This is a genomic window from Stieleria marina (assembly GCA_007741555.1).
Lineage (GTDB): Bacteria > Planctomycetota > Planctomycetia > Pirellulales > Pirellulaceae > K23-9.
Genome location: CP036526.1, coordinates 2,468,058 through 2,493,943, shown reverse-complemented (window position 1 = coordinate 2,493,943; position 25,886 = coordinate 2,468,058). Strand labels below are relative to the sequence as shown.

16 protein-coding genes and 1 tRNA gene are annotated in these 25,886 nt (G+C 54.9%); 6 read left to right on the top strand and 11 right to left on the bottom strand.

What is annotated here, in order from left to right:
- Positions 1–26 precede the first annotated feature (26 nt).
- Positions 27–5,345, bottom strand: coding sequence for a DUF1549 domain-containing protein (locus K239x_RS08570; protein ID WP_419189833.1), 5,319 nt, complete (start codon positions 5,343–5,345; stop codon positions 27–29).
- A gap of 641 nt (positions 5,346–5,986) precedes the next feature.
- On the opposite strand from K239x_RS08570, the gene K239x_RS08565 reads away from it, so the two are divergent.
- On the top strand, positions 5,987–7,255 hold the full coding sequence (locus K239x_RS08565) for a prepilin peptidase (RefSeq protein ID WP_145417424.1): 1,269 nt from the start codon (positions 5,987–5,989) through the stop codon (positions 7,253–7,255).
- 26 nt (positions 7,256–7,281) lie between these two features.
- Here K239x_RS08565 and K239x_RS08560 read toward each other — a convergent pair whose 3' ends face one another.
- Entirely contained in the window at positions 7,282–7,938 is a 657-nt protein-coding gene (locus tag K239x_RS08560; RefSeq protein WP_419189832.1) for a CPBP family intramembrane glutamic endopeptidase, read from the bottom strand.
- Positions 7,939–8,208: 270 nt separating this feature from the next.
- Positions 8,209–8,281: transfer RNA gene (locus tag K239x_RS08555), tRNA-Thr, on the bottom strand.
- A 389-nt stretch (positions 8,282–8,670) separates the two neighbouring features.
- Here K239x_RS08555 and K239x_RS08550 point away from each other — a divergent pair.
- From K239x_RS08550 to K239x_RS08535, 4 genes are all read left to right on the top strand, one after another.
- Positions 8,671–10,002: a DNA-directed RNA polymerase subunit alpha C-terminal domain-containing protein gene (locus K239x_RS08550; RefSeq protein ID WP_145417423.1), complete on the top strand. Its 1,332-nt coding sequence runs from the start codon at positions 8,671–8,673 to the stop codon at positions 10,000–10,002.
- A 27-nt stretch (positions 10,003–10,029) separates the two neighbouring features.
- Positions 10,030–11,136 carry a tRNA guanosine(34) transglycosylase Tgt gene (gene tgt, locus K239x_RS08545; protein ID WP_145417422.1) on the top strand — a complete coding sequence of 369 codons (1,107 nt, stop codon included), beginning with the start codon at positions 10,030–10,032 and terminating at the stop codon, positions 11,134–11,136.
- A 153-nt stretch (positions 11,137–11,289) separates the two neighbouring features.
- On the top strand, positions 11,290–12,258 hold the full coding sequence (locus K239x_RS08540; RefSeq protein WP_145417421.1) for a Gfo/Idh/MocA family protein: 969 nt from the start codon (positions 11,290–11,292) through the stop codon (positions 12,256–12,258).
- Between the two features lie 32 nt (positions 12,259–12,290).
- Positions 12,291–13,157, top strand: coding sequence for an MYG1 family protein (locus tag K239x_RS08535; RefSeq protein WP_145417420.1), 867 nt, complete (start codon positions 12,291–12,293; stop codon positions 13,155–13,157).
- A gap of 8 nt (positions 13,158–13,165) precedes the next feature.
- Here K239x_RS08535 and K239x_RS08530 read toward each other — a convergent pair whose 3' ends face one another.
- The 5 genes from K239x_RS08530 to K239x_RS08510 are packed head-to-tail and all read right to left on the bottom strand — an operon-like array spanning position 13,166 to position 18,341.
- Positions 13,166–14,032 carry a 5-oxoprolinase subunit C family protein gene (locus K239x_RS08530; RefSeq protein ID WP_145417419.1) on the bottom strand — a complete coding sequence of 289 codons (867 nt, stop codon included), beginning with the start codon at positions 14,030–14,032 and terminating at the stop codon, positions 13,166–13,168.
- Positions 14,029–14,730 carry a LamB/YcsF family protein gene (locus tag K239x_RS08525; protein WP_145417418.1) on the bottom strand — a complete coding sequence of 234 codons (702 nt, stop codon included), beginning with the start codon at positions 14,728–14,730 and terminating at the stop codon, positions 14,029–14,031. The genes K239x_RS08530 and K239x_RS08525 overlap by 4 nt, the downstream gene beginning before the upstream one ends.
- Positions 14,724–15,422 (bottom strand): 5-oxoprolinase subunit B family protein, encoded by a 699-nt coding sequence (locus K239x_RS08520; protein WP_145417417.1) that lies wholly within the window; start codon positions 15,420–15,422, stop codon positions 14,724–14,726. Before K239x_RS08520 ends, K239x_RS08525 begins: the two co-directional genes overlap by 7 nt.
- A gap of 3 nt (positions 15,423–15,425) precedes the next feature.
- Positions 15,426–17,021 carry a hypothetical protein gene (locus tag K239x_RS08515; protein ID WP_145417416.1) on the bottom strand — a complete coding sequence of 532 codons (1,596 nt, stop codon included), beginning with the start codon at positions 17,019–17,021 and terminating at the stop codon, positions 15,426–15,428.
- Between the two features lie 51 nt (positions 17,022–17,072).
- On the bottom strand, positions 17,073–18,341 hold the full coding sequence (locus tag K239x_RS08510; RefSeq protein WP_419189831.1) for an outer membrane protein assembly factor BamB family protein: 1,269 nt from the start codon (positions 18,339–18,341) through the stop codon (positions 17,073–17,075).
- A gap of 229 nt (positions 18,342–18,570) precedes the next feature.
- On the opposite strand from K239x_RS08510, the gene K239x_RS08505 reads away from it, so the two are divergent.
- The gene (locus K239x_RS08505) at positions 18,571–19,464 is read left to right on the top strand and encodes a sugar phosphate isomerase/epimerase family protein (RefSeq protein WP_145417415.1); all 894 of its coding nucleotides are present in this window, start codon (positions 18,571–18,573) and stop codon (positions 19,462–19,464) included.
- A 99-nt stretch (positions 19,465–19,563) separates the two neighbouring features.
- Here the strand turns inward: K239x_RS08505 and K239x_RS08500 are convergent, their stop codons facing one another.
- The 3 genes from K239x_RS08500 to K239x_RS08490 form a co-directional block, all read right to left on the bottom strand.
- A complete protein-coding gene (locus K239x_RS08500) occupies positions 19,564–20,763 on the bottom strand; it encodes an HD-GYP domain-containing protein (protein WP_145417414.1) in 1,200 nt (399 codons plus the stop codon).
- Positions 20,764–20,934: 171 nt separating this feature from the next.
- A complete protein-coding gene (locus K239x_RS08495) occupies positions 20,935–24,204 on the bottom strand; it encodes an efflux RND transporter permease subunit (RefSeq protein ID WP_145417413.1) in 3,270 nt (1,089 codons plus the stop codon).
- Positions 24,201–25,709 (bottom strand): efflux RND transporter periplasmic adaptor subunit, encoded by a 1,509-nt coding sequence (locus tag K239x_RS08490; RefSeq protein WP_145417412.1) that lies wholly within the window; start codon positions 25,707–25,709, stop codon positions 24,201–24,203. Before K239x_RS08490 ends, K239x_RS08495 begins: the two co-directional genes overlap by 4 nt.
- Positions 25,710–25,886 lie beyond the last annotated feature (177 nt).

Genomic DNA, 25,886 nt, shown 5'->3' with positions numbered 1-25,886 from the left:
CGTTTGGAACTAAATCGAGCGTTGTATCAGTGGTTAAACAAAAAGGCCGGGCTGTTGATCAAAGCCCACGTCAAATCTTCTGCGGCGGTCAAGCGAATATTGGCAACTTGCTGTGTGCTTTGCTTGGCGTCCGTTCGCAGTTGGACCAACTGGACGTCGTCAGGCGTTGGCGTCTCCAGCATTTTTTGTCGTGTCTGCAATGCGACCAGGACTGCATCGGGTGGCACCGGTTTGTTGGCGACCGCTAGATCAGCCTTGGCTTTAACAATTGCCTTGTCGGTTCCCCCCACAAATCCCAACAACAGATCGGAATCGGCTTTGGACCGTTGATCCTTGGCGGTGGACAGCGAAGCAGCGATCTCCTCTGAAAAACTGAGTGGAATCTCGCCCTGCGATGTAGTTGCACTGATCCGGAAACGGCCCAGTCGATGATCAGCGGCGTTGTGAAATTGATGCAGCGCGACGTGAACTACACCGCCGTTTTCGTTGGCGATCGGTTTGTCAAACTGGAACGTCGCCCAGTGAGTCTTTCCGGTCGCGCCGGAGACAGCCCAGCCTTTTTGGTCTCGCGTTCGGCCGTCAAACGTTTGCTTGATCGAAAACCCTTGCTGCATAAAATCCGCTTGCGCGCTGGCGATCTTGACACCTGCCAATTTCTTGGGATCGTCCGCTGACGCCACCTTGACCTCCACTTCAGTGACCACAAAGTTGCCGTTCTTCGGCAATCCCGGTCCTTTACTGGGCAGACTGTCATCAGCGATGGCTTCGATTCGCAATCCGGTGATGTTGGTCAGCGAAGTGGGAAACTGCAAGTTGTAGACGGCTTTGTCCTTGTTGCCGCTAACCAGAATCGACCGATCCGAAAGCGGTTTCATCACCGCTTTGTTAGTCGCAGTCAGCACCGATGGTCGCAATGGTACCCATTCCAAAGACCCCTTGGCGAAATCGGCCGAGATCTGATCGATTTTCTTTCCCAGATTCTTCTGCAACTTTTCCAGGGCAGCCGTCGCCGATGCGATTGCCTTTGAACGGTCGGCCGCCAACTTTTGGCGTTCTGCTTTAGTTGCTTCCTTCCGCTGAGCGATTTTCTCTTCAATGGACGTCAGCTTCTCCTGGCGTTGGTTTTCCAAAACCACTCGTCGCTGTTTCCATTTCTGTTCCGCTGCTTCCAATTCGTCAACGATCTCGATGTGGTTGGCTTTGATCATTCCGGCCATCTGACTAAACGCCGCCAACTCCTGCGGGGTGGGCGGTCGACCCAGAGCACGCAAAAAGATTTCCTCGGCCAACACCGCGTCGTCTGGAAGATCGCGAACCAGCTTTTCGAGTTCATTTTTGGGATCCGAGATCGCGGTGCCGATCGTTGGGCCACTGATCAGCGCCATGACAGGTCCGAGCTGCAAATCCGAATTGCGTTCGCACTCACATGCGCTTTCGCGTGCTGGCCGACCGAGGTTTTGCAAGAAACCGTCTGGCAGTCGCACGCCGGAATCCGACAATGCGGCGGCCCGAGTCCCTCGCGGCACGCCGGGGATCGCACTGACGGAGCCAGTTAGAGCGTGAACCGAATCGTAGATCACTTCGGCTGGTAAACGCCGCGGCAATGCGTGGGCGTAATTCTGCGTATCGTCTTCGTTCAACGGCCGCGTCTGCACGCTCAACTGATACGTACGACTGTTGCAAATTTTGCGAAGCACTTCTTGGGTGTCAAAATTCGATTCGATGAAGCATGTCGTCAAATGGTCCAACAACTCGGGATTCGTCGCAGGATTGCCGGCACGAATGTCATCGATCGGTTCGATCAGACCGACGCCCATCAGGTAGCCCCACAGACGATTGACGTAGCTTTTTGCAAAGTACGGGTTATCGGCGTCAGTCATCCACTGAGCGAGTTTTTCCCGTCGGCTACCTTTCGCAGGAGCCTTGTGGGCGACCGGAAACGGAAATCCAGGAACGACGTCTTGGTTGGTTTTGGGGTGTTGGATTTCACCTTTGCCGTCGACAACTTTCTCAAACAATGGCTTGGCACCTTCAACCGCTGTGCCAGCTACCTTGCGATCGCCCGACGCAGGATCATTTTGCAGTTTGACCTGCGCAAAGAAAGCAGACATTTCGTAGTACTGATCCTGCGTCCAACGCTCGAACGGATGATCGTGGCACTTATTGCAGTTGAAACGAATCCCTAAAAAGAGGTGCGTCGTGTTTTCCATCGTCGCATCGGGTTCACGAAGCACCTTGTAGTAGGACGCTGCAGGATTGTCATTATTGGAACCGCTAGCAGTCAGGATCTGCCGCGAGAACTGGTCGTACGGGCGATTTTCGGCGACCGCCGTGCGAATCCATTCACGGAACTTGGTGCTGCCTTCGACCCCCAAAAACTTGCGATTCACTTGCAACAGGTCAGCCCATTTGTTGGTCCAAAAATCAACGTAAGCGTCGTTGCCAAGTAACGAATCAATGACGCGAGCCCGCTTCGTTCGCGTGGGTTCCTGATCGGACAAAAAGGCCCGCACTTGGTCGCTGGATGGAGGCAGCCCAGTCAAATCTAAGTGCACGCGTCGCAAAAATGTCGCGTCGTCGCATAACTGACTTGGCACAACTTTGACACGGTCCCATTTGTCAGCGACCAGATCGTCAATTTTGTCCCAAGATTCGGTCGCGACTTTCTTGTAGCCACGACGATCGCCCATCACCGTCAGAGTCGTTGCAGCGTAGGCGCCTTCGTAGCGAGCCAGAATCGGTGCTTCGCCGCGGCGGAGGGACGACAGCAAGCCGCCGACCGCAGCGGTGGCGACCTCCGTGTTACCGCTTTCGATAAATGCGTCTTGAGTCACATCGCGGCTGGAACCATCGGGATAAAAAGCAACGACGCGGACTTGTTGCTTCGCAGTCGTCGATTCCACGATCGGATTGACCGGAAACACTTCCAACCGCTGCACCTTTTTGGTTTTCAAATCCAACTGACTGCCGTCGGCAATCCACCGGTGCAAAATTACGTGATTGGGATCCCCTGGCGACATCAACGTGCCACCCTGATGCGGGCTCAGCCCAAGCGGTTTGCGAAGCATGATGGATTCGTTTGGCTGAGCCGGATTGATCCTTCGTGCTGACAGGTCATCCGTCAAAGCTCGCAGATCAAAAACGGGGTCGTAGCCACGCAGGGACAGTCGAAAACCGTTCTTCCCCTTTTGCGCTCCGTGACATGTGCCTTGGTTGCATCCGAGTCGGCTAAGCACAGGATTGACGTCGCGAATGAAATCAACTGCGCCGATGGATTCATCTTCGTCGACGGGCAAGATACGACTGGCCGTGAATTGGATCTCCGAAGAATGATCGCCAAAGGAAACCGTGATGACGCCGGTGCCATTGCCTGTCGGGCGAACCAACCCCGACGGCGACACGATTGCCGTATCGGGAACCTGAAACGTCGCTTGCCGTGTCAAATCATTCGTGGCACCATCCACTCCCACCGAAGTCACCACGATCTGAGCGTAGGCATACGGCGAATCCAATTGAATCGTTTGAGGTTCAACGACGATCGACTTGACCGTTGCGGCATCAATCGACACAGCACCTAATGACTCTGGTTCGTCACCCGATGACGCCGTTCGCTTGGAATCGGAAGTCCATTTCTTGGCATCGAAATCAAGTTTTGCAGCTCGCGCGTCGGAGTTGATTTTGGCCGCGGCAAACCGCTTGGTCAGTTTGCCGGTCGCGTCTAAGTGGCAGACATCCCCGTCGTCACCGGCAAAGAAGACGGAATTATCCTTGGCAAAACCTACGGCATAAACCGCCGCGTCTTGCACAGTAAACTTGACCACTTCATCGATCGGTTTGCCGCGATAGTCGCTCACCTTTTTCTTCTCGTCCGCGGATCGATCCGCAACTCGTTTAGCCAATATCGTTTTGATCTCAGCCGGCAACGTCCCGTCAAAGTCGTACTTCCAAACTCGAACCTCGCTTTTCCCCGACAAAGACGCGGCAGCCGCAATCCGCGAACCGTCGGGACTGATCGCGACACTGACGATCCGACCAGGCATTTTTGGCAAAGCGCGAATCAGGTTTGCGTCGTCGCCGATTTTGCGTTCGGTTTCGCGAAACACACGGTAGACCTTTGCAGCTCCATCGGCACCGCCAACAACGATTTCATTTCGCGTCGGATGGGCCACAACGCTGCTAAGGCCACCGGGAAGCGCGCCCGGCGTGATCGAAGTAATGTTGTCGATAAACCTTTCCGTCGCGACTTCGGTCAGCTTGGTCGTCATGTCACGGGCAACCGAAATCACGTGTTTTCCGTCGGGCGTGAACGCCGTATCACGCACCCAGTCATCATGAGCGCCTTGGAACAAAACCTGCTCGCCTGTTTGGGCGTCCACCGCACGCAGCGTATTGTCGGCTGCACCAAACGCAATCATCGAACCATCCGGCGACCAGCTTGCTCCGCTAAGTGTGTCGTAGGTGACCGGTAGGGAGAGTGTTAACGTTGCATCGTCCACGCTCCACACTTGCAGTTCGCCGCTGACCGCGGGAGTGCCACCCGCGGCAACCAACCGTTTACCATCGGGCGAGAAACGCACCGTCTTAATTCGGGGACTCATCCCGACCAAACGCGCACGAGTTTGGTAGCTGTCGGCGTCGATCAATATCACTTCGTGAAAACCTGCCACCGCAATCAACTTTTGATCGGGCGAAACGTCGATCGATGGCAGCGAAGGTGGGCCGACATAAACGGGCGGCTGCTGAGCAGAATACTGCGGCCCCAACTGGGCTGGCGAATCATCTTTTGCACCTTGGGAAATCCACTGCGACACCAATTCCACTTCAACTGCGCTAAGCGGCTTTGCGGGTGACTTCGGCATCTCCGCGTGACCGTCCACGATTCGGATCTGATCCATTAAAAAGCTATCGTCCGGCTTGCCGGGAACGATTGCCGTATTTTCGCTCTCTCCACCTCTGACCATCGCGGTGAAGTTTGTCATCAGGTACGAACCAAGTTGTTTGGCGCCCTGGTGACATCCGAAACAATTACGGCGGAAGATCGGCGTTATTTGTTCGTGATAGCTAACCGGCGGGATGATGGCTTCGGCTTTGCCGGCGCCCGTTTCGGTGTCTTGCTCAGCGGATTGTTGCGGCGATTGCTCAGCTTCTCGCTCGTCGGCCCAACCAAGCGTCGGCAAAACGGACACACAAATGAGTACGAGCAAGAAAGGCAAGTGTCGTGACGGAATAACGGCGGACTTTGCGTGGGGGTTCATAGACGCGAGCGAGTGAGTGGATTGCGGGACGCGGACGCGCGGTTTGACAACCAACGGCATCGCGAGCGGAGGAAACGTTGCATTCAACACCAAGTCGTTCCTTGAGCGGTTCAAGTAACAGGTGGTCAAACAACGCCAATCCAGCAACAGCCAAATAAATCGAACCGATGCGGGTAGCCCAAGAACGGGCAGGCGGGAGGCAAAACAGGCATCTACGGACGCAGGGTTTACCTGGAGGCAGTTTAGTGGCGTCGAATTCTGCCGTCAATCGAAAAGCGATCTCAATCAGGGGCCAGCACTTTTTCAAGCTGAGACAAAGCCGTTTTTGGTAACCCGACGCGGCAGTTGGATCGCCCTGCGGTTTCGTCAGCGGCGGGAACCACGTCGCCTTTCGCTGGTTCCGCTTGCTAGACCCCCGTTTACCAAACCACACGGGGCGGCAAGGGTGGCCGACAGCCGTTACGATTTGCACACCAGGCTGCTGCGTCGGAATCCAACGTCAACCAAGATGAACAAAGCATCGGGCCAAACGCCGTGCCAAGCTTGCTAGGCGATCCTACCCGGCGAATTACTCAGCAAAACGGCTTGGTCACTCAGCAAAACGGCCTCGCCAACCTGTCCGCCGCGGTAGATCGCGTCAGTGCGTTGACGATGCCCATTGTGCCGACTTTCGATTTTGACCTACATGCAACGGCCGCGCTTTTTTCTCCACGCGACGACGGATTTTCTCGGTGATTGATTTCTGGATCGGACTCCCTCTCAACTTGCGATACTTGGTGCTGGCAATCAGTGGCCTCGTCGCAGGTTCCGCCGCCAATTACCTGATCTACACCTGGTGCTATTTTCCTCGGCCGATCAGTCCATGGGCGCCCGCGGACAAAAAAACGCCCACCAGGACGTGGGCAGATCGGCTGCCGGTTTTGGGCTGGATGACTCTGCGACGTGAACGCGAAATCCATGGCACTGGTTTCTGGATTCGACCACTGCTGATCGAACTGGCATTGGCGATCGCGTTTCCGTTGCTCTATTGGTTCGAATCCCAAATCGGCGGTTTGCTTCCTGTAGGTCTGCAAGGAAACGCGCAGCTGGTAAAAGATTTTGAGGCGTGGGGAAGCCAACTAACGGTTGGGCACGCGTTCTTGTTGTTCCTACTGGTCGCCGGAACGTTTATCGATTTCGACGAACAGACGATCCCCGATGTTTTGACGGTGCCGGGAACCATCATCGGTTTGCTGCTGGCGGCGTGTTCGGCTTATTGGTTTTTGCCAGTTGATGTCGCCAACGGAAACGAAACTTGGCTGAGCCCTGCTTACTTCAATCTGCCTTGGGCGCCGCTGGCTCCCAAATGGCGAACCAGTACGGGACTGATGACAGGCTTAGCGATCTGGTCGCTTTGGTGCTTTGCACTGGCTGACCGACGCATTATTACTCGCAAAGGTTTTGCCAAGGCGATCGAATTTTTCTTTGCCGGCTTGGTCCGTTTGCCGACTTGGAAACTTCTGGCCGGAATTTGGGTCGCCGGCGTCATCGGCATCGCCGCCGTGTTTGCAATCGGTGGCGATCGCTGGCACGGATTACTCACTTCGCTGGTGGGATTGGCAGTTGGCGGTGGCATCGTTTGGGCCATTCGCATCGTGGCTTGGGTATCGATGCGCCGCGAAGCAATGGGGTTTGGCGACGTGACACTGATGGCGATGATCGGTGCGTTTTTGGGTTGGCAAGCCGCGTTGACGACGTTCTTTTTGGCACCGTTTACGTCGATTGCGATCGTCACTATCAAGCTTCTGATCACGCGCGAAACCGAGACGCCATTTGGTCCGTACCTCAGCGCCGGTGCGATCTTGACAGTCGCGTTTTGGCCCACGCTTTATCCCAAACTTGCCATCAACTTCGTGTTGCTTGGGCCTGCGGTCCTGCCGTTCGCCGTCGCGATCCTAGCAATCATGGGCGTGATGCTGTTCGCCATTCAGGTCGCCAAAGGCTTCTTTCTTCGCGGCTAGAAAAACGAAACCTTCGTGTCGAACGATCAGTTTTCGACGACCACAATTGAGTCGTCGCCTCTTCGACCGCTGATGATCAGCTGCACGGCGTCGTATGCCGCGTGCGCTGCAATCGGGACCAACAGATTTTCGGTCCAAATCAACAACGCTCCGAAGTACAGCCCCATGATGGCTGCCAGGAGCACATAGAGCTTGGTGATTGGATGAACCATGCCAAATGCGATCGACGATGCCACCAACGCCGCCCCCAACTGAAACGTCGTCGGTCCCCCTTCGCCGCCGGATGCCATGAAATACATCAGCCATCCACGGAACAGCAGTTCTTCGCCAACTCCGGCGCAGATGCTAATTAAAACCAGTTCGATGCCCCGGAGTTCCAAGAGAGCTTTGAAAATCCCATCGTCGCCAAGTCGATCCAGTTGACGCACGCTTTCGAGCGGCAGTCGGCGAACCAAATCAATGAAAATTAAAATTGGAATCGCCGCTAGGCAACCGTATAAAATCCCCGATACAACCGGCCACCAGTTTTCAAGCGTCAACTCGGGAATCATCGCACGAGCGTCCGGCCCCAGGATCCAACCCAAAATCAGCGCCAGCGCTCCAAGTGCCAATTCGAAGACGACCGCCGTCGTGAAAATTTCATCGGGCGTTTGTTGTGGCGGCTCGTCAATCTGGTCCGACAAAGCAAAAGGTCTCTCGAAGTGCGGTGCGAACTCAAGCGAACGTGAATTCAGGAATCTTCTAGATTGTGACGCGATATTTTGATCGCGACAGTCCCGATCGGAGAGCCCAGCTTGTTCTTGATTGCAACGATTCGATTCGCGGCCGATCAATGCGCGTCTTCCGCAGCGGGCCGTACCTCGCCAAAGGCTACGTTTCGCTGCCGACAGCCTGATCCCTGAAGAAACACCGCGATGAAAGATATCGGTGGCGAGATAGGCAGGCTTTCAAAGAGCCGACGGCCGGAGTTGAACCGGCGACCTGCGCATTACGAATGCGACGCTCTACCAACTGAGCTACGTCGGCCTGTAAATCGAAAGATAACAGATGAAACCTGTTTCGACCAAGGACGGGTACCGCCGCCAACAATGTGCTCTCTCCCGCTAAAATCGGAAGGCCTGGTAGCGAAGGCAAGGTTTGGCATCGTTTTTATTCCACCGCAATGGAACCAATCCCACCTCTATTCGGCCGCGAAGTGCCTTTCCTTGCCTTCCGTGCGTTCGCGGTCGACAAAATATATTTTTTCCACTAAAAATCTCAACCTTGAATCGAAATTCCACGCCCAAATTCGCAGCCGCTGCGTCGTAGCGTGTCGATGTCACCGACTGGTTTGATTCAAGCAGCCCTGAAATACAACAGCCCACCACCCGAGAACCCATCGCCCCTAATCTTAGTGGGCAAGGAGACCTGTCTCGATGAATGAAGTCGACCTCGACGTGCTCGACTTGAAAGATGTCATTCTTTCAAATAACTCGTTCGGCCCCGCAGATGTAGGCGAAATCCGTACTGCGATCACCGAAAACTACGGCCATTTTGGCGAACTGCGCGATGCAGTCAACGAAATGCAAGAGAGCGAATCGCTGACACCCGCTGGTAAGACCAAGATGGGTGTGTGCGAATTCTTGCTTGGAAAGTTTGCGGACGCTTTGCAAACTCTGTCCGCTGCCGATGGCAGTGCGATGGCTCTGTTCTACCAGGCGCGATGCAACTTCGAACTTGGACGCTACGAAGACGCGATCAAAGCCTACGAAGCAGCGCAGACTTCGGGATACAACGAAGACCAATGCAAAATTGGGATCGCTGAATCACATCGTTACGCAGGCCGTATCGATGAAGCGATGGCGATCTTGGACAACATCTTCGGACCTGCCGAACAGACCGCCGACTACATGTATCAGCGTGCTGCGACCGTATCAGCCGTCGGCGGGCGACTGGACGAATCCTTGACGTTGTACGAACGTGCAATCCAAACGGACGAGAATCACGCGGGGGCACTGTTTGGCCTGGCGCTCGAAAACGACCGCTTGGGCAACGACGAAGAATCGCTTCGTCTGTACGAACGTGCCGCGAAGGCATTCCCAACCGGGATCGGTGCCCTGATCAACCTGGGCCTGATCTACGAAGACAACAACCAACTGGACAAAGCCCAGGCGTGTTACAAGCGAATCTTGGATAGCCATCCAAGCCATCCGCAGACGCAGCTTTACATGAAAGACGCTGCTGCCACTGGCAACATGCTGTACGACGAAGAAGCCCAGCGTCGCAACGATCGCTTGGCACAGACGTTGAACATGCCTGTGACGAATTTCGAGCTCAGTGTGCGAAGTCGCAACTGTCTGCAAAAGATGGGGATCGACACCATCGGCGATTTGACTCGCACCAGCGAATCCGAATTGCTGTCCAGCAAGAACTTTGGCGAAACCAGCTTGGTCGAAATTCGCGACATGCTACAGGCCAAAGGTTTGTCACTTGGCCAGTTTGCACACGAGAAGAAGAACAACGATCCGCCGATCGACACCAGCCACATGTCTGCTGATGAGCAGGCCATGCTGGATCGTCCGATCGCAGATTTGAACTTGTCGGTTCGTGCACGCAAGTGCATGGCGCGATTGCAGATCAATTCCATTGGCGAACTGATCCGCAAAACAGGCGACGACATGCTGGAGTGCAAAAACTTTGGTGTGACCAGCCTGAACGAAGTTCGCGAGAAGCTGACCGAAATGGGTTTAAAAATGCGAGGCGACTGATTCAATCAGTCGATTTGCAAATCGCTCATGTTCGATTTCCAACTCTCCCACCGCGACGCGACCACTGGGGCGCGTCGCGGTGTTTTTGTAACGCCACACGGTCCTGTCCAGACACCAGGCTTTATGCCTGTCGGTACACAGGGAACTGTCAAAGGCGTCACGATTGACCAAGTCGCCGCGACGGGTGCCCACATGATTTTGGGCAACACGTATCACTTGGCACTGCGGCCAGGTCACGAAACGGTCCGTCGACTTGGCGGTCTGCACGCGATGAGCGGCTGGGACGGCCCGATCTTGACCGACAGTGGCGGGTTTCAAGTTTTCAGTTTGGACGCGATCAACAAAGTAACCGAACAGCAGGTCACTTTTCGCAGCCACATCGATGGTGCGATGATCGAACTGACGCCCGAGTATTCGGTCGAAATCCAAGAAGCACTCGGCAGCGATGTCGTCATGGTGCTGGACCACGTCGTCGCTTTGCCAGCGGAAAAAGAAGTGGTCGTCGACGCGATGGCGCGGTCGATCCGATGGGCCAAACGCTGCTTGGACGCAGCGACTCGCGACGACCAGGCCAGGTTTGCCATTGTGCAGGGTGGATTGGATACCGAACTACGAATGCAGTGCGCCCGAGAACTGTCGGCGATGGATTTCAATGGATACGCCGTGGGAGGGTTAAGTGTGGGCGAAGCCCCCTCGGAAATGTACCGCATCACCGAGGCGACGACGCCAGAACTGCCAGTCGAAAAACCTCGCTACTTGATGGGCGTTGGGCGACCGATTGATTTGCTCGAAAGCGTCGCTCGCGGTATCGATCTGTTCGACTGCGTCATGCCGACACGAAACGGTCGCAATGGGTTTGGCTTTACTGACGCCGGACCGATCAAACTTCGCAATGCGGTTCACCGTGAAGACACACGTCCGCTGGAAGAAGACTGCCCCTGCATCGCTTGTCGTCACAGTCGCGGTTACCTTCGGCACCTGTTCAATGCCAAAGAAATGCTCGGCCCGATCCTGCTTTCAATTCACAACCTGACGTATTACCAACGAGTCATGCAGGGCGCACGCGATGCGATCGAGCAAGATCGTTTTGCGGAATACGTCGCTGACAAAAAGGCTGGCTGGGGCGAGGCATAATGCTCGCACTTGGCCGTCCTGCCCCCATCACGACACGTGCCCCAAACGCGAAGCCAACTGATGGAGACTGCACGATCCCTCAACGTCAATGTTCATTAGAATTTTCGTCCGTCATCGCAATCACCTTTCAAGAAAAAGCCAGCCGATAGACCTATGAAACATGTGCGATGGGGAATCATCGGAACCGGTGATGTTGCTGAGCGAAAAAGTGGTCCCGCGTTTTATCAAGTTGACCGCTCCAAATTGGTCGCCGTCGCCAACCGCAATGTTGCCAAAGCCAAGTCGTTTGCTTCGCGACATGGCAACCCGCAAGTCTTTGACAGCGTCGATGAGATGCTCCGCTGCGACGAAGTCGACGCGGTCTACATCGGTACGCCACCGGACAGCCACTGCGAACTGACGGTTCAGTGTGCTCAAGCCGGCAAACATGTGCTGTGCGAAAAACCGATGGCCCTGTCCACGTCGGATTGTCAAACGATGAACGACGCCTGTGCCCAGCATGGTGTTTCGCTCTCCATCGCGTACTACCGACGTCATTTTCCGGTCGTGCAAAAAATCAAACAGCTACTAAGCGAGCAAGCGATCGGTGATCCGCTGCGCATTTCAGTTTCAACTTATTCGCAATTCGAATCCGATGGGGATCAGCCATGGCGATTGAACAACGCGATTGCTGGCGGCGGATTTTTGATGGACGTGGGAACGCACCGCTTTGACTTGATGGCCTGCTTTTTTGGCAAGCCGCTCAGCGTCCAGGCGATCACAGGCACGCAAACTTTGGCCGCTTCGGTGGAAGACGCTGCATCGGTTGCAATGGAATTTCCCAATGGCGTTCAAGCGGTCGCGTCGTTTCAGTGGAACAGTCCCGTGCCACGCGACACGCTCGAAATAGTCGGAACCCAGGGCATTCTGTGGACAGACAGCCTTTCGGACCAAGGACGCTTGTGGCTGGAGACACCCTCCGGACAAGAAGACTGGACGCTACCGGCCATTGCCCCCGTTCACGGAAATTTGGTCCGTGAATTCGTTACTCATTTGCTGGACGGAACCCCCAATCCGCTCAGCGGAGAATCTGGCAGCATCGCTACCGAAATCTCATTGGCGTGCTACAACGACAATCAATAGTCGCGACGCCTTCCACTCTTAGATAAAGACTTATGACGCCGTTAAAAACCATCGTCACCCATCCAGGCGGCGCCCACAAAGACGACTTCTTGGCCTGCTGCGTTTTGGCTCACTTGCATGGTGCCCCCATTGAGCGCCGTGATCCGACGGACGAGGATTTGGCCAACGTCGAAATCGGCGTCATTGACGTGGGCGGTTCACACGAACCATCGCTCAGCAATTTTGATCATCACCAATTCCCAAAAGATCATCCGCCCTGCTGCGCACTTTCGCTAGTTCTGCAGGACGTGGGGATCTACGAAGACGCGCTGGCATTTTGCAATTGGTTGCGGCCAGCTGAGTGGTTGGATTCCCGCGGCCCTGTCGAAACCGCCAAAGAAATGGGGATTGATCGCGACGCTTTCAACGCATTGCTTTCGCCCATCGACATCACACTGCTTCGTCGTTTCGCATTGCAACAAACATTGACGCCAGATGATCCGATCTACCAAGTGATGGCGATGGTCGGCGAAGACTTGGTCGGCTACGTGCAAAATCTACGCGCCCGCTTGGACCATCTAAAACAGGTCTGTCAGTACTGGACGATTCAATCGGGCGAAAAAACGATCGAAGCGGTTTATCTGCCCCGCGCAGTCACCCCGGACGATGAGCCATCGTTTGGACTTTATCAGTTCATCATCGGCGAAGGCAAGAAAGATGAAATCGTGGCGATGGTCTACCCTGACCGACGTGGAGAGGGCTACGGAATGAGCCGTTTTCAAGACAGCATGCAAGTTGATTTCACCAAGATCGAACACCACGAAGATGTCCGTTTCGCCCACAAACGGGGATTCGTCGCTAAAACCGAATCCAACGATGCGGATCGACTGAAAGAACTGCTTGCCGAAGCCGTTGTTTGACGGACAGCCTAGTGACGTCCAACGTCGGATTGCAAATCGCTCAGTGCAAGTTGCTGAAGCCGGATCGCTTCGATGGCTTCGTTTTGGTCAACCCACTGAAACCGTAGTTGCTGTCCAGGACGAAATTGGGCCAACCGATCCACATCGCAATCAATCACGGTTGCGACGCGCGGGTAGCCGCCCAACGTTCCGCGATCCCGGAGCAACGCCAGCAATCCCGACTGCGTTGCTTGAATCGTTCCGTCTTGCACCGGCGCTGACAGGATGTCATAGGATGGCAGCGGCAGTTTTTTGCCCGCCAATCGTAGTCCGACCGAATTACTTTGCTCTGCGATCTCCCAATGACGATCGGCGATATCGTCCGCCAGGCTGCTTTCAAATTCGGGACCGGGAAGCACGCGGACCACACCAAACTCCGGTGCCCACGACTGCTTACCTACCCGCAATGTGCGGCCGATTTTTGCGGCAAGCGGATTCCCGCGGAATACTCCCGCCGCATCGACGCTAGCATCCAAGTTCGCCTCCACTCCACCGGCCATGCCAACGTAGACGCGGCACCCGGTGGGTCCCAATCGAATTGTCATTTCGCTTCCCGCATTCGCCTGAACGACGGTCCATTCTGGCTGCTCGGCACCGTCAATGCGGCATTCGCACGGCGCGCCGCCCACTACCAAATGGCAATCTTGTTGGATCGTTAACGCCGCCGGTGCCAACGTAAATTCGATCGCACCCGCAAGCGGATCATTGCCCAACAACTGATTTGTCATCTGGCAGGAGAATCGATCCTGCGGTCCACTGGGAGCATAGCCAGCATGCAACCGCGAGTAGTCCGCAGCTTGAACAAAGCGATACATTCCACGATGGACCCGAATCATGGACGCGGTCTCCACTGGTTCATTCGCGCGGCCAATTCGACGGCCGTGGCCCTGTCGCCATGCAAACAGATCGTGTCGCAGGCAATGTCGTAGTAAAGCCCGTCAGCCAGCTGCACGCGACTGCGGAGAGCGATTTCTGCCACTTGATCGATAGCAAGCTTCGGATCGTCGATGACTGCACCAGGCTCCGATCGCGGAACCAGCGTCAGTTGCCCCTGAGCAAACTGGTAACGACGATCAGCAAATGCTTCACGAAGAACTGCGATTTCGCAAGACCGAGCTTCCACCGCGATGTAGCTGTCCGCCGGCGCAATCAGTTCGACAATCCCGGCCGACACGCACCATTTGACCAACTGCCCCGCGAAGTCCACGTCTGTTAGCGAACGGTTGTAGATCGCGCCGTGAAATTTACACGTCGTGATTTCGGGCAACACACTACGCTGCTGGTCCAGCGATCTGCAAAGCGATGTCCACGGCATGTCTAGTTGACGTCGTCCGAATCCTTCACGATCGGGATAACCAGGATGAATCGAAACTTTCTTGCCCTCAGCCGTCGCAAGATCACAAAGCTGACGATTCCAATCCACGTCTCCCGCGTGCGCGCCCAAAGCGATATTGAGAAGGTCGACGTGCTGCAAGAGTTGCAAATCGATTTCGCTACCGGCGTTTGATTCACCAACGTCCGCGTTAATCAACATGTTGATCGCCCACTTGAATCGACGAACTGGACAACGTCACCGACTCGCATCTGGGCACAGGTTTTGCGGCAATCTCGATCAGCGACTTGACCGATCAATTGCCACCCGCCAGGACTCTCGCACGGATAGATACCGGTTTGGTCATTGGCGATCCCCAGTGAGCCCACAGGAACACGAGGCCGCGGCGATGCTTTCCTTGGAGTGGCGATGCCAGCATCCATTCCCCACAGGTACGCAAAATTTGGCATGAAGCCGATCGCCGCGACAGCGTAGTTTCCGTCAACATGACGACGAATGACTTCTGCCGGTGACAGTCCACAATGATCCGAAACGCTAGCCAAATCAGGGCCTTGATAGTCAACTTCAACGACATGCTTATGGACTGTTGCGCCACAGGCCGCGTCGTCGATGCTGAGACATTCGTCCAAAATGCTCAGGATGCTCTCTACTAGCTCTTCGCGATCGAACTGAGGCCGATTCCAATAGAGGCCCAGCGACTGGTAAGAGTTGATGGCACCGTCTGCGATTGACGATTTGCGAATGCGTTCGCCCGCCAATCCAAGTCGTCGAAACAGGGCCGGTTCTAGCACAGCATCCACCACAAACTCGCAGCACGAAATACCATGCCAGAAAAAGGTAACCTCTGGCACTTCGACCTCGGAATCTGCCGGCCGCTGGTTGAATTTAGTCATGGATCAATGACGTTTGGATTCGATGACAACCGTGCCCGCGCTGCTAACAATGTCGATCCCGGCACTGCGAGGGGAGTTTTCCCAAGCCGCGTTGGGGCGATTGAAGTCAGTAAACGAAACCCCATCGGTCGGCGAACGAAATCCTTGCCAGCCACGCCCACCACTGGTGTACGACTTGTCTTGCAAGCGTTTGCGCAAGCCACGAACTTTCACCGTGCCGGTCTGGGTGAAAGCATGCAAGGGTACTCCGACCAAGTCATTCACTTCCAAATCGGGATAGTCATCGGGGACGGCTTGCCCCGACAACCGAATGACGCCACTGTGTGACGCGATGCGATGCGTAGTGTTTTTCAAATTTGCGGCAACGTCGATCTGCGTATTGCCATACTCGTTGAAGACACTGATTTCTCCGCGCAGGTTTCGTAGCGACAAATCAGCGCGGACAAAATGCCCATTCAAATTGCCACCGATATCACCAATCAATGTCGGGTCTGGCGGGGGTGATGACGTCGTCCGCACTCCGCCACTGTGCCGAGTCGATGTGTTGGTCACTTCGTCGGTCTGGATGAATTGCACGTCCCCCTGAATTCCAATGATCCGGCGAATGGGTGCCTGCCGAATCGAGAGATCACCGTCAATGTCGCTCACGTGAAAATCAGCACCGTAACTTCGGTCGAGCGATCCATCGGTCGTTAAAATCAAGTTGGCCTGCACGCTCTTGATGTTCACGGCGACCATGCATCCGCGCACTGCCACATACTGACACTTCGGCACATAGATGGTGACTTTTGCGCTACGGCGCCAATAACCGGACATCGATTTGCCGCCACCTGGCGAAACGATCTCGCCCGTCAAGTGCACGTTGCCTTCCTGGGCGGACAGCCCCACCACTTGCAGTGTGTTGACACGTTGGCCCTGCAAGGGGCGATAAACGCTGTAATGTTCGCGGTTCTTTTCAATCAACTCCTTGCGAAACTTCAGCCCCGCCTCGGTCGCGTCCTTGCCGCTCTTTGATTCCAAAAAGGCATCTTCTTGCTGCTTGCGAACTTCGTCCGTCACACCGACCCAATCATCGGCTGGCCGAACCTCGTGCTCGACCTTGATTGCGTCAAACTCGGCGTCGTCGGGCGACTCGGTTCCCAACACCGCTTTTTCGACAACGCATTTAATGTCGTCTCCGTTCCAACCGCGAAGGTTCACGTCATCGGCAGTGATGACGATTTGATTTGAACTCCCCAGCTGAAAAGACTCCGTCTCACGGCGGCGGTAAACAGTGAAAGGTGAGACAAGAACGGCGGCAGATTCGACCTTGGCTGCCAGTGCAACGAACTTCTTTTCCGCTGCTAAAAATTCCTCCGCCGCCAGCCCCAAGAAATCCGCCGAACGATAACGATTGCGGCGAAGTGATTCGTAGCGATCTTTGGCTGCGACGTACTCCGCCATCAGCTCTTGATCCACGTACAGGCCCCCGGTTGCAGTGCTGCGAAACGAGACGTGATTGGCAGGCGCCTGTGCAGACGCTTTCAATCGATCTTCCGCATCCGCGAAGGGTACCGCGAATGCAAAAAACAGCAGCACTGCTGAAGGGATCCTTGTCATATCGACGGCTCGATTGAGTAATACAGAAAAAGCGAGCCCTACCGAAGGGCCTTATCGCACGTCCAAACACGCGGCCTCTTGGGTGCTGCGAACGAAAATTCGTCCGTCGCTGTACGCAGGCGTCGACCAGCACTTTCCGCTGATTGCTTTGATGCGACCAGTTTCGTTGTAGCCGTCGGGTTTGGCGTCCGCCAACACAACGTCACCGGCATCGCTCAAGACGACCAGTTTGTCGCCGACCTTGATGCAGTTGCCAGGACCGAATCCACGCTGCGACCATTTGATTTCGCCGGTGGCCAATTCGACGCATTGCAGCGGTGCGGTACCGTACTTTTTAAATTCAAACAAACCGTACAAGTGTCCGTCGTGGACGACCGGTGTGCTCCAGTGATTCATCAGTTCATTTGGTTTGAACCAAACTTCATCCGGCTCCGACGATCCATTCACCCGAAATACAGCGGCACCGACGCCGTAGCCAGCTGAACAGTAAACCAAGTTTCCTTCGACAACAGGCGACGCTGCAGTCGAAACACTGAACTTAAAGACTGCTTTCCAAAGTTGTTTTCCGTTCGCCGGATCGATCGAAACAAGGCCAGATTGCATGAAGTAGATCAACTGTTTTTGACCGTCAATCGTCGCCAGAGTTGGCGTGGCATGCGTCATCGTTTCGTCACCGCTTTTCCAGATCACATCACCCGAGTTTTTGTTGATGGCCAGAAACGATTCGCCAGCTCCACCACCGGCCAGATACAACGCATCGCCATCGATGACCGGCGAAGTTGCATTGAGCCACTTGATGTTCCGCCCAGAGTGTTCTGCTTCGATGTCACGCTGCCAAACTTGCTGTCCCGTTTTGGCGTCCAAACAAGTCAGTTTCATGTACGAATCGTAAACGTAAACATGCTTGCCATCGGTCGTCGGCGTCGAACGCGGGCCATCACCGCCTTTGTTGTCTTTCGCCCCGGCATTGCCACCGCCTTGCTTGTATTCACTGGACCCCAGCGGCGCCAACCAAATTTCCTTGCCGGTTGCCGCATCCATTGCAAGACACTGCTCGCGGCCGTCTTTGGCGATCACGGTGAAAGCACGCCCGTCGAAGATCGTAAAAGAACTGAACCCAAGGGGAGTGGGGGATTTCCACAGAACTTTGGGAGCCGATGAAGTCCAACGACTGTTGCCAATCGTTTCGGGCGATTTGCCGTCACCGTCGATGCCGCGGTACTGCGGCCAAGTCTCGGCAGACACTGTGGTGGCCACAAAGAGCACCAAACAACAATTGACAATCAAATTTTTGTTGAACAAGCGAGTCAAGTTCATCATTTAAATCTCAGGCGGGAAAATTAGGGGTGGGCAGCAAAGCGTCCGACGCAGCTGAGATTTTACTGGGTTCGTAGGCGATAGGGCAGCGGCAGGGCAGAGTCGTGTTTTTCGGGTCAAAAATAGCGGCATCGAAGCTCCGTTTACTAATTCGCAGCATTTGGAGTCACGACGAATCTGTTTCGCTGGGTTATTATTTTGACTGTCAATCCGCGGAATTTTGGAGCTATTCATGAAAAGACGTCATTTCTTAGGTGCCACAGCAGGCGCCGCTCTCGCAATCACACGTCCTCAGAGCCTGTTTGCGCTGGATCCTGACAATCGGTACCGAAAGGAAATCGGAATCCAACTTTATACGTTGCGAAACGAAATCAAAAATGATGTCAACGCAACGCTGAAGGCAGTCGCTGACGCAGGTTATCAGCAAGTCGAATGCTATGGATTTCCCAACGCCGAACCGATGATGAAAGCCGCTGCCGACAACGGACTTGCGATTCGATCAACGCACTTTGACTGGGACAGCGTGGTCAACCCTGACCAGAAAGGCGTGAAGCCGTTTTCCGAAATTTTGGAAGCAGCAAACAAAGCCGGTCTGAAGCACTTGGTCATTCCCTATCTGGCGGACAAGAATCGTAAGTCGCTCGATGACTACAAAGTGCTTTGTGATCGATGCAACAAGGGCGCCGAGGAAGCCAAGTCGGCGGGCGTTCAACTTTCGTATCACAACCATTCGTTTGAGTTCGAGCCGATGGAAGGCGGCAAGATTGGTTACGACACTCTGATCGAACGATTCTCGCCTGACATGCACTTTGAAGTGGATGTGTTTTGGATTCAGCTCGGCGGGCGCGATCCGGTGGAGATGATCCGACAGCTTAAAGGTCGCGTGTCGCAGCTGCACTTGAAAGACTTGAACAAGGAAATCAAAGCACCGGCGTACAGCGGTATTCCTAAAGAAGCGTTCGAGGAACTTGGTGACGGCGTCATCGCAATGGAACCGATCATCGAAGCGGCCGAAGAAGCTGGCGTGGACATCTGTCATGTCGAACAAGATCACTCGCCACATCCGATCAAGAGCATTCAGCAAAGCATGAAGCACTTGAAATCAATTTCGCTGGCGAAGCGGTAGCCCGCCGGTGTCACGGAGGCAACGTCGGTCACTTTCGGGAGGCGGAAATGACCGGCGCGAATGTTAAGCGGCCGAGCTGCTTTGCACCTAACCGATCGATTACTTGTCAGACTCTTTGTGAGCGTATCGCTCCATGACTTCCGGCATGCCTAACAAGGTGTCGACTACGTCGGCTGCCCACTGTGATCCCCGCCCGCTTTGAAAAATCGAGATTACTTTCTCCAGGCACATTCCCGACCGGTAAGGACGATCGCTGGTCATCGCGTCAAAAGCATCGGCAACGGCCATGATCTGAGCGTCGCGTGGAATGTCGTCGCCCGCCAAGCCATCGGGATATCCAGTGCCATCCCATGATTCGTGGTGATGACGGACGGCTGGCAAGATGTGTGAAAACTGACGGATGCCCTTTAGAATTTCGTATCCCAAAACCGGGTGCTGTTTAATCTGATCAAACTCTTCCTCCGTCAATTTGCCAGGTTTGCAAAGCACCGCATCATCGACGCCGATCTTTCCGATATCGTGTAGGATGCCGCCCATGCGGACGCGAGAAATGCCTTCGTCGCCATAATCCAGTCGCTTCGCCAATTCGACAGTCAGCTCTGACACGCGGGTACTGTGTCCACAGGTGTAAGCGTCTTTGGCGTCCAATGCAGATACCAAAGACTGAATCGTGCCTTCAAACATTTGCTGCAGTTCTAAGAACTGTCGCTGGTTGATCAGGTGCACCCCCAGCATCATCGACGTCGAACGCATCAAGTCACCTTCGGTCGTACCAAATTCTGGCTGGTCCGCCGTGCGAATGGCAATCATTCGCCCAAGCAACTGATTGCGACGATCGATCGGCACGACCACGATGCGAACAAATTTGTCATAGTCGATCGCCAAGCGATTGACGATCGAAATCGACCGTGAGCCGCCCGATACTTCCTCGGAAATCTCTTCGGCTCTGATGGCAAGCTCGTTCAGCCAGTCCATCTCGACCGTTTCGCCGACAACGTGCATCGATGCTTCGCCATTACTGGTATCGTCAGGCTCTAACAAAATGGCCAACGAACTGGCAGACGTACACGGTCGCAATTCATCTAAAAGAGTTTCAACAATGCTCGACGACTCTTCGCCCAACGTCAGACTTTGCGACAAGTCATGAATCAGCGTCAGCTCCTCGAATCGAGCTGCCAGGGCAGAAGCCAGTTGATCGATTTCGTCCTCTAAAACCGCGATCGTGGAATTTGGTTCAGAAGCGACAACTGGGGGCAGGTGCGGAGCAGAATTTAATCCAGTAGTGGCGGGCGTGTGCATTGCGGTGTTCGTATCTGAAGGTGGGGCGAACGCGACGGTTCAAACTAACGAGACGTCCACGATCTCGCTGGACAACCTGCTCTTGAAACGTATCCCACCTATTCACAAGAGAGCCGAGTGCCACCCACCCAGATTGACTTATTCACCGAAACCGATTGCGGCTGGAATAGTCTACGCAGGTCGTACCGGTTGCACCGATGGCGTAGTTTCGCCAGCCTCGGTTGAGGGCAAATCGTCGAGCAAATGATCACCGTCCAGCCGTCCACCAGCGCTCCAGTACAACGAATAGGTCACTGGCACTAAATACAAAACGATGACCGTGGCAAACAGTTCACCAAAGGCAATGCTGGTCGCCATCGGGATCAAGATCTGTGCCTGAATCGAGGACTCCATCAAGATCGGAAAGAGCCCGCCGATGGTCGTGATGGTCGTCAGCAGAACCGGACGAAAACGTCGCACTCCAGATTGCCGGAGCGCGCCGTTGATCGGCACGCCGGCCCGAACGCGCGAGTTGATAAAATCGATCAACACAATCGAATCGTTCACCACAATTCCAGTCAAAGCGATGATGCCGTAGAAGCTAAACAACGTCAGCGGCAACCCCATCACGACGTGTCCGATGACAGCACCGAGGGCACCAAACGGAATGATCAACATCACGAGCGCGGGCTGAATCGCCGATTTAAATTCGATCGCCAGCAACACGAACATGCATAGCATCGCCACCGCGAAACCACGAAACAGACTTCCCATGGATTCGCTACGCTGTTCTTGCTGACCTTCCCAACGTACGCGTATTTTTGGATGGTCTTGTTCCAGCAACGGCATAAAGTTGGATTGCAGGTCGGCCACAATTTCCCCCGCATTGCCCACCGTTTCATCCAAATCCGCCGATACCGTAATCGAACGCGACTGATCGATTCGATTGATTTCGGAATAACTTCGCACAACATCAATTTCAGCGAGTTCCGTAATGGGCCGCTGCACGCCGTCGTCCAAACGCACGCGAATCTCATCAAAATTCGATAGCAGTCTGCGATCTTCTCGCGGATAAGTCACCATGATTTTCACTTCATGGCGACCACGCTGCACCCGCATGACCTCTTCGCCGTAATAAGCCGCGCGAACGGTTTCCGCCAAGTCGGCCGTTCGCACACCCATCGCAAACGCTTCAGGCTTGATGCGAAAACGGTACTCCCATTTTCCCGGCACACTGTCATCTTTGATGTCGAAAACGCCGGGATACTCGGCCAGTTTTTCCTTGCATGCTTCGACGGCTGCTTCCAACGATTCAACATTGGCGGAAGCCGCCAGCAGCTTGAATTCGATCGGAGTTCCTCCCGGCCCAAACGATCGAGTCCCCAAACTCAATTGCTCGGTCCCGACAATCGTCCCGACTTCTTCGCGCCACTGTGCCACGATTGCTCGACTATGAACACCGCGATCTTCCGCACGGACCAATTCGATTTCCACGCTGCCTTTGTGACCACCATTGGCCGACGACATCGATGATCCGCCCGGTCCACTAGACGCAACTGATGCGCCGACAACGCGAAAAGAATTCTTGGCGATCGGCGTGCCCTTCTTTTCGTACCGATCAGCAATGCGCCAAAACGCTTCTTCGCACCGGCGTGTCGCTTCATCCGTTACTGATTCGGGAGTTCCGTCGGGAAAGACAACGGTTGCGTTAAGCGTGTTGCCGTCCACTCGCGGAAAGATACTGAACTTGATCACTCCCGAACGCCACATCCCGGCGACCACGAACAGCGATGCGGCACAAACCGCCGTCACAATCAACCGATTCGCCAGCGACCAATCCAAAGTGGGACGATAAATTTTGTCAACGTAAGCGTCCAGAAGACGTGACGCATGACGATTGGCGAACCTTGCTGGGATCATCAACCAGCGGAACGCATAGAAAACAGTATCGATGATTTTGAAAATCAAACTATCGCTATGTGCCAAGTGACACGGAAGAATCGTGACGCATTCGATCAACGATGCAAACAACATCGCGATGATCGCCGCCGGCATCACAGCGGTGAATTTGCCCATGGTTCCGCTGACAAACAGTAACGGTGCGAATGCGACGATGGTGGTCAGAACCGCGGTGGTCACCGAAGGAATCACTTCGGTGGTGCCATCGATGGCAGCCCGCACAAACGATTTTCCCATTTGCCGATGTGCAAACACATTTTCGCCCACCACGATCGCGTCGTCGACGATGATCCCTAGCGCCATGACAAACGCGAACATGGAGATTTGGTTCAGCGTTTGGCCCGTCATGTACAGAAACATGCCCGACACCAAGAACGAAAAAGGAATCCCAAACGCCACCCAAAACGCCAACTTGGGATCCAAGAACAACATCAACAACACAAAAACGATGATCAATCCTTGCATGCCGTTACGTACCAGCAGATCCAATCGCCCACGCACTTCGACCGATTCATCGCTCCACGTCACGATCTCAAAACCGGGTGGCAGATCGACCGCTGCAACAAACGCTTCGACAGCATCGATCATCTCAAACAAATCTTGCGACGTGCTTCGCTGCACGGACATGGCGAGTGCAGGTCTCCCGTTGATCACATTGATCGCCGTCGTATCCGTGAACTCATCGCGGACGCGGCCAAGATCGCTGACAGTCAAAACGGCCCCGTCGCTTTGAGTCACCAAAGGCAACTTGGCCAGTTCGCTCCCTTCGGTACGACGATTGTTCCCGCGCAGAAGGACCTCTTGCGACCGACTACGAATCGAACCAGCGGGAAGCTCGCGATTTTCGCGGCGAATGATCTCGGCCGCCTGCCGAAGCGTCAGTCCGTAAGAACGCAGCGTTTGTTCGGGAATTTCGATGTCAATCTGATAATCCCGCGCGGCCAAAAAATCGACCTGTGCGATTTCGTTGATCGCCAGCAAGTCGTCGCGAACCTGCTCGGCAACCTCTCGTAGTCGCAATTCCTCGTTCGCTTTCAGCTGAGCCTTGTCGTTTCCGACCGACGAAGGCGCCAAAATCCCGAGTCGAATCGATGGCCTGCGGTTGGTAACCAACGTGATTTGCGGGTCTTCCGCTTCTAACGGAAAGCTGGGAATTCGATCGACTTCGCTGCGAACTTCGTCCAACACACGGTCCGGCATCCGGCCACCCGCGATCAACTCCAGCACCACGTTGCACGCGCCTTCCTGCGCGACGGTGGTGACTTTTTTGATCCCCTCGATCGACCGGACGGCCTCTTCGATCTTTTGCCCAATTCCTTGCTCCACTTCTTGCGGTGCCGCTCCCGGATAAGGAACGACGACCAAGATTCGGTCGAGTTCAAATTCGGGGAACGACTCTCGTCGCATCGCGTACAAGCTGTAGGCTCCCACAGCCATCACCGCCAGCATGCATAGATTCAGCGCCGACCGGTTCGTGATCGATGCGGTAACAATGGATTTCACGATGCAGTATCCTCTTTCGGCACGGCGCGTCCTTCGCGTTCCTTGCTGGAATCAGCATCGGGCCTGCCGCCTTTTGCCGGACCTCCCGCTCGTCGATTTTTGGCTGGCTTGGGCTTTTGTTTTTCAAAATCAGCCAGCAACGTCGCCTTCATTCCTTCGTTCGGGGAAGCCAGAGGTGACACCACAATTTGATCACCAACTTGCAGGCCACCGGGTTGCTCGTAAGCCACGACGTACTCGGCATCCGACGTCGCCACATCAATTTCTTTTCGAACCAGGCTTCCATCGACGACCGTCCAGACCACGTTGCCTGGCTGTAAGGCACGCTGCGGAAGACGCACCAGAGGGATCGGCGGTTTGGCACGCACATGCACTTTGACAAACATGCCGGTCATCAACGTGGGTGGCCTTACCGCAGCGACATCCGTCCTTGATGCGACATCCGATTGCACTCTCGCAGATGTCGGGGAGTCAATGTGCACGCGGCAGGGCACCATGCGAGTTTGATCATCGATGCCAGCTCCGTCGTAGCGATCGATCAGCCCGTCCCACGCGTACACCTTGCCGCCCATTTCGTACGTCACATTCGCAGACGTTGCCGGAAAAGCAGTGGCCAGCGATTGCGTGTCGTCTTCGCTGCCACTTCCGTCGTCGCTTTTGGATTGCCACAGCCAGTGCATCTGTTGCATATGCAACTGACAAGTTACGTCCAAACGCGACGAATCTTGCAAGACGATCACCGTATTGCCCGTCTGAATGTATCCGTCTTGTTCAACACTTTCACTGACAACGACACCATCAATCGGAGAACGAATCTCGGTGCGACTGAGCGCCAAATTTGCCTTTTCCAGGTTGGTTGCGCCCAACGCCTTAGCGCTTTCCAAACGAATGCGTCGTTGATTGATTTGACTTTTCTGATCCTGCAGCGTTTGCAAGTTGCTGCGTGACCCCAGAGCTGTGCGGCGTGACGTATCCAACTCCGTTTCGGACGCCGCGCGACGATCAAAAATTTCCGTCGTTCGCTTCAGCTGCCGCTCGTCCAACTCCAGTTGTTTTTTGGCCGACGCGATTTGATTGTCAATCGTATCCACTTCGGTTTGCAATTCATTTAGCATCGCATCGGCCTGCGTCAATTCTTCCTTCAATCGCTTCGCCTCGAGTTCGTAGTCCTTGGGATCGATTCGAATCAGCAGATCACCTTCGCGAACCGCTTTTCCGGTGCGACATTGCGGTGACTTAGTCTGCACGCGGCCGCTGACTTGCGCAGCAATCTGAATTTGCTTGAAGGGCACGACCGAACCGTCGACGACAATGTCGATCCCTTCGGTGTGCTTCGCCGCGAGGGACGTTTCTACCACGGCCGCATCGGGGCGGTCAGGCTCGCGTGTTTCGACGTGTGGCGTCCCCATCCAAAAGAACGCCGCGATGCCTGCGCCCAAAATCGCCAACGAGAGCACGAAACGGATTGGCGAAGTAGCGCCGTTTTCCGTCGACGAATCATTCATAGGGGTTGCTCGATAAATCTATGTGAACGAACTGAGGCGAACATATTGGTGCCAACGAACGGCTGCGAATCGTGGAAGTACCAGGGCAGTGTAGCAGTGGTCCGGCTGGAGCCACCGAAGGATTCTGCCAGCATCGACAGGTCAGCACTCGCAAACTGCCGTTACCGACTTCGCGAG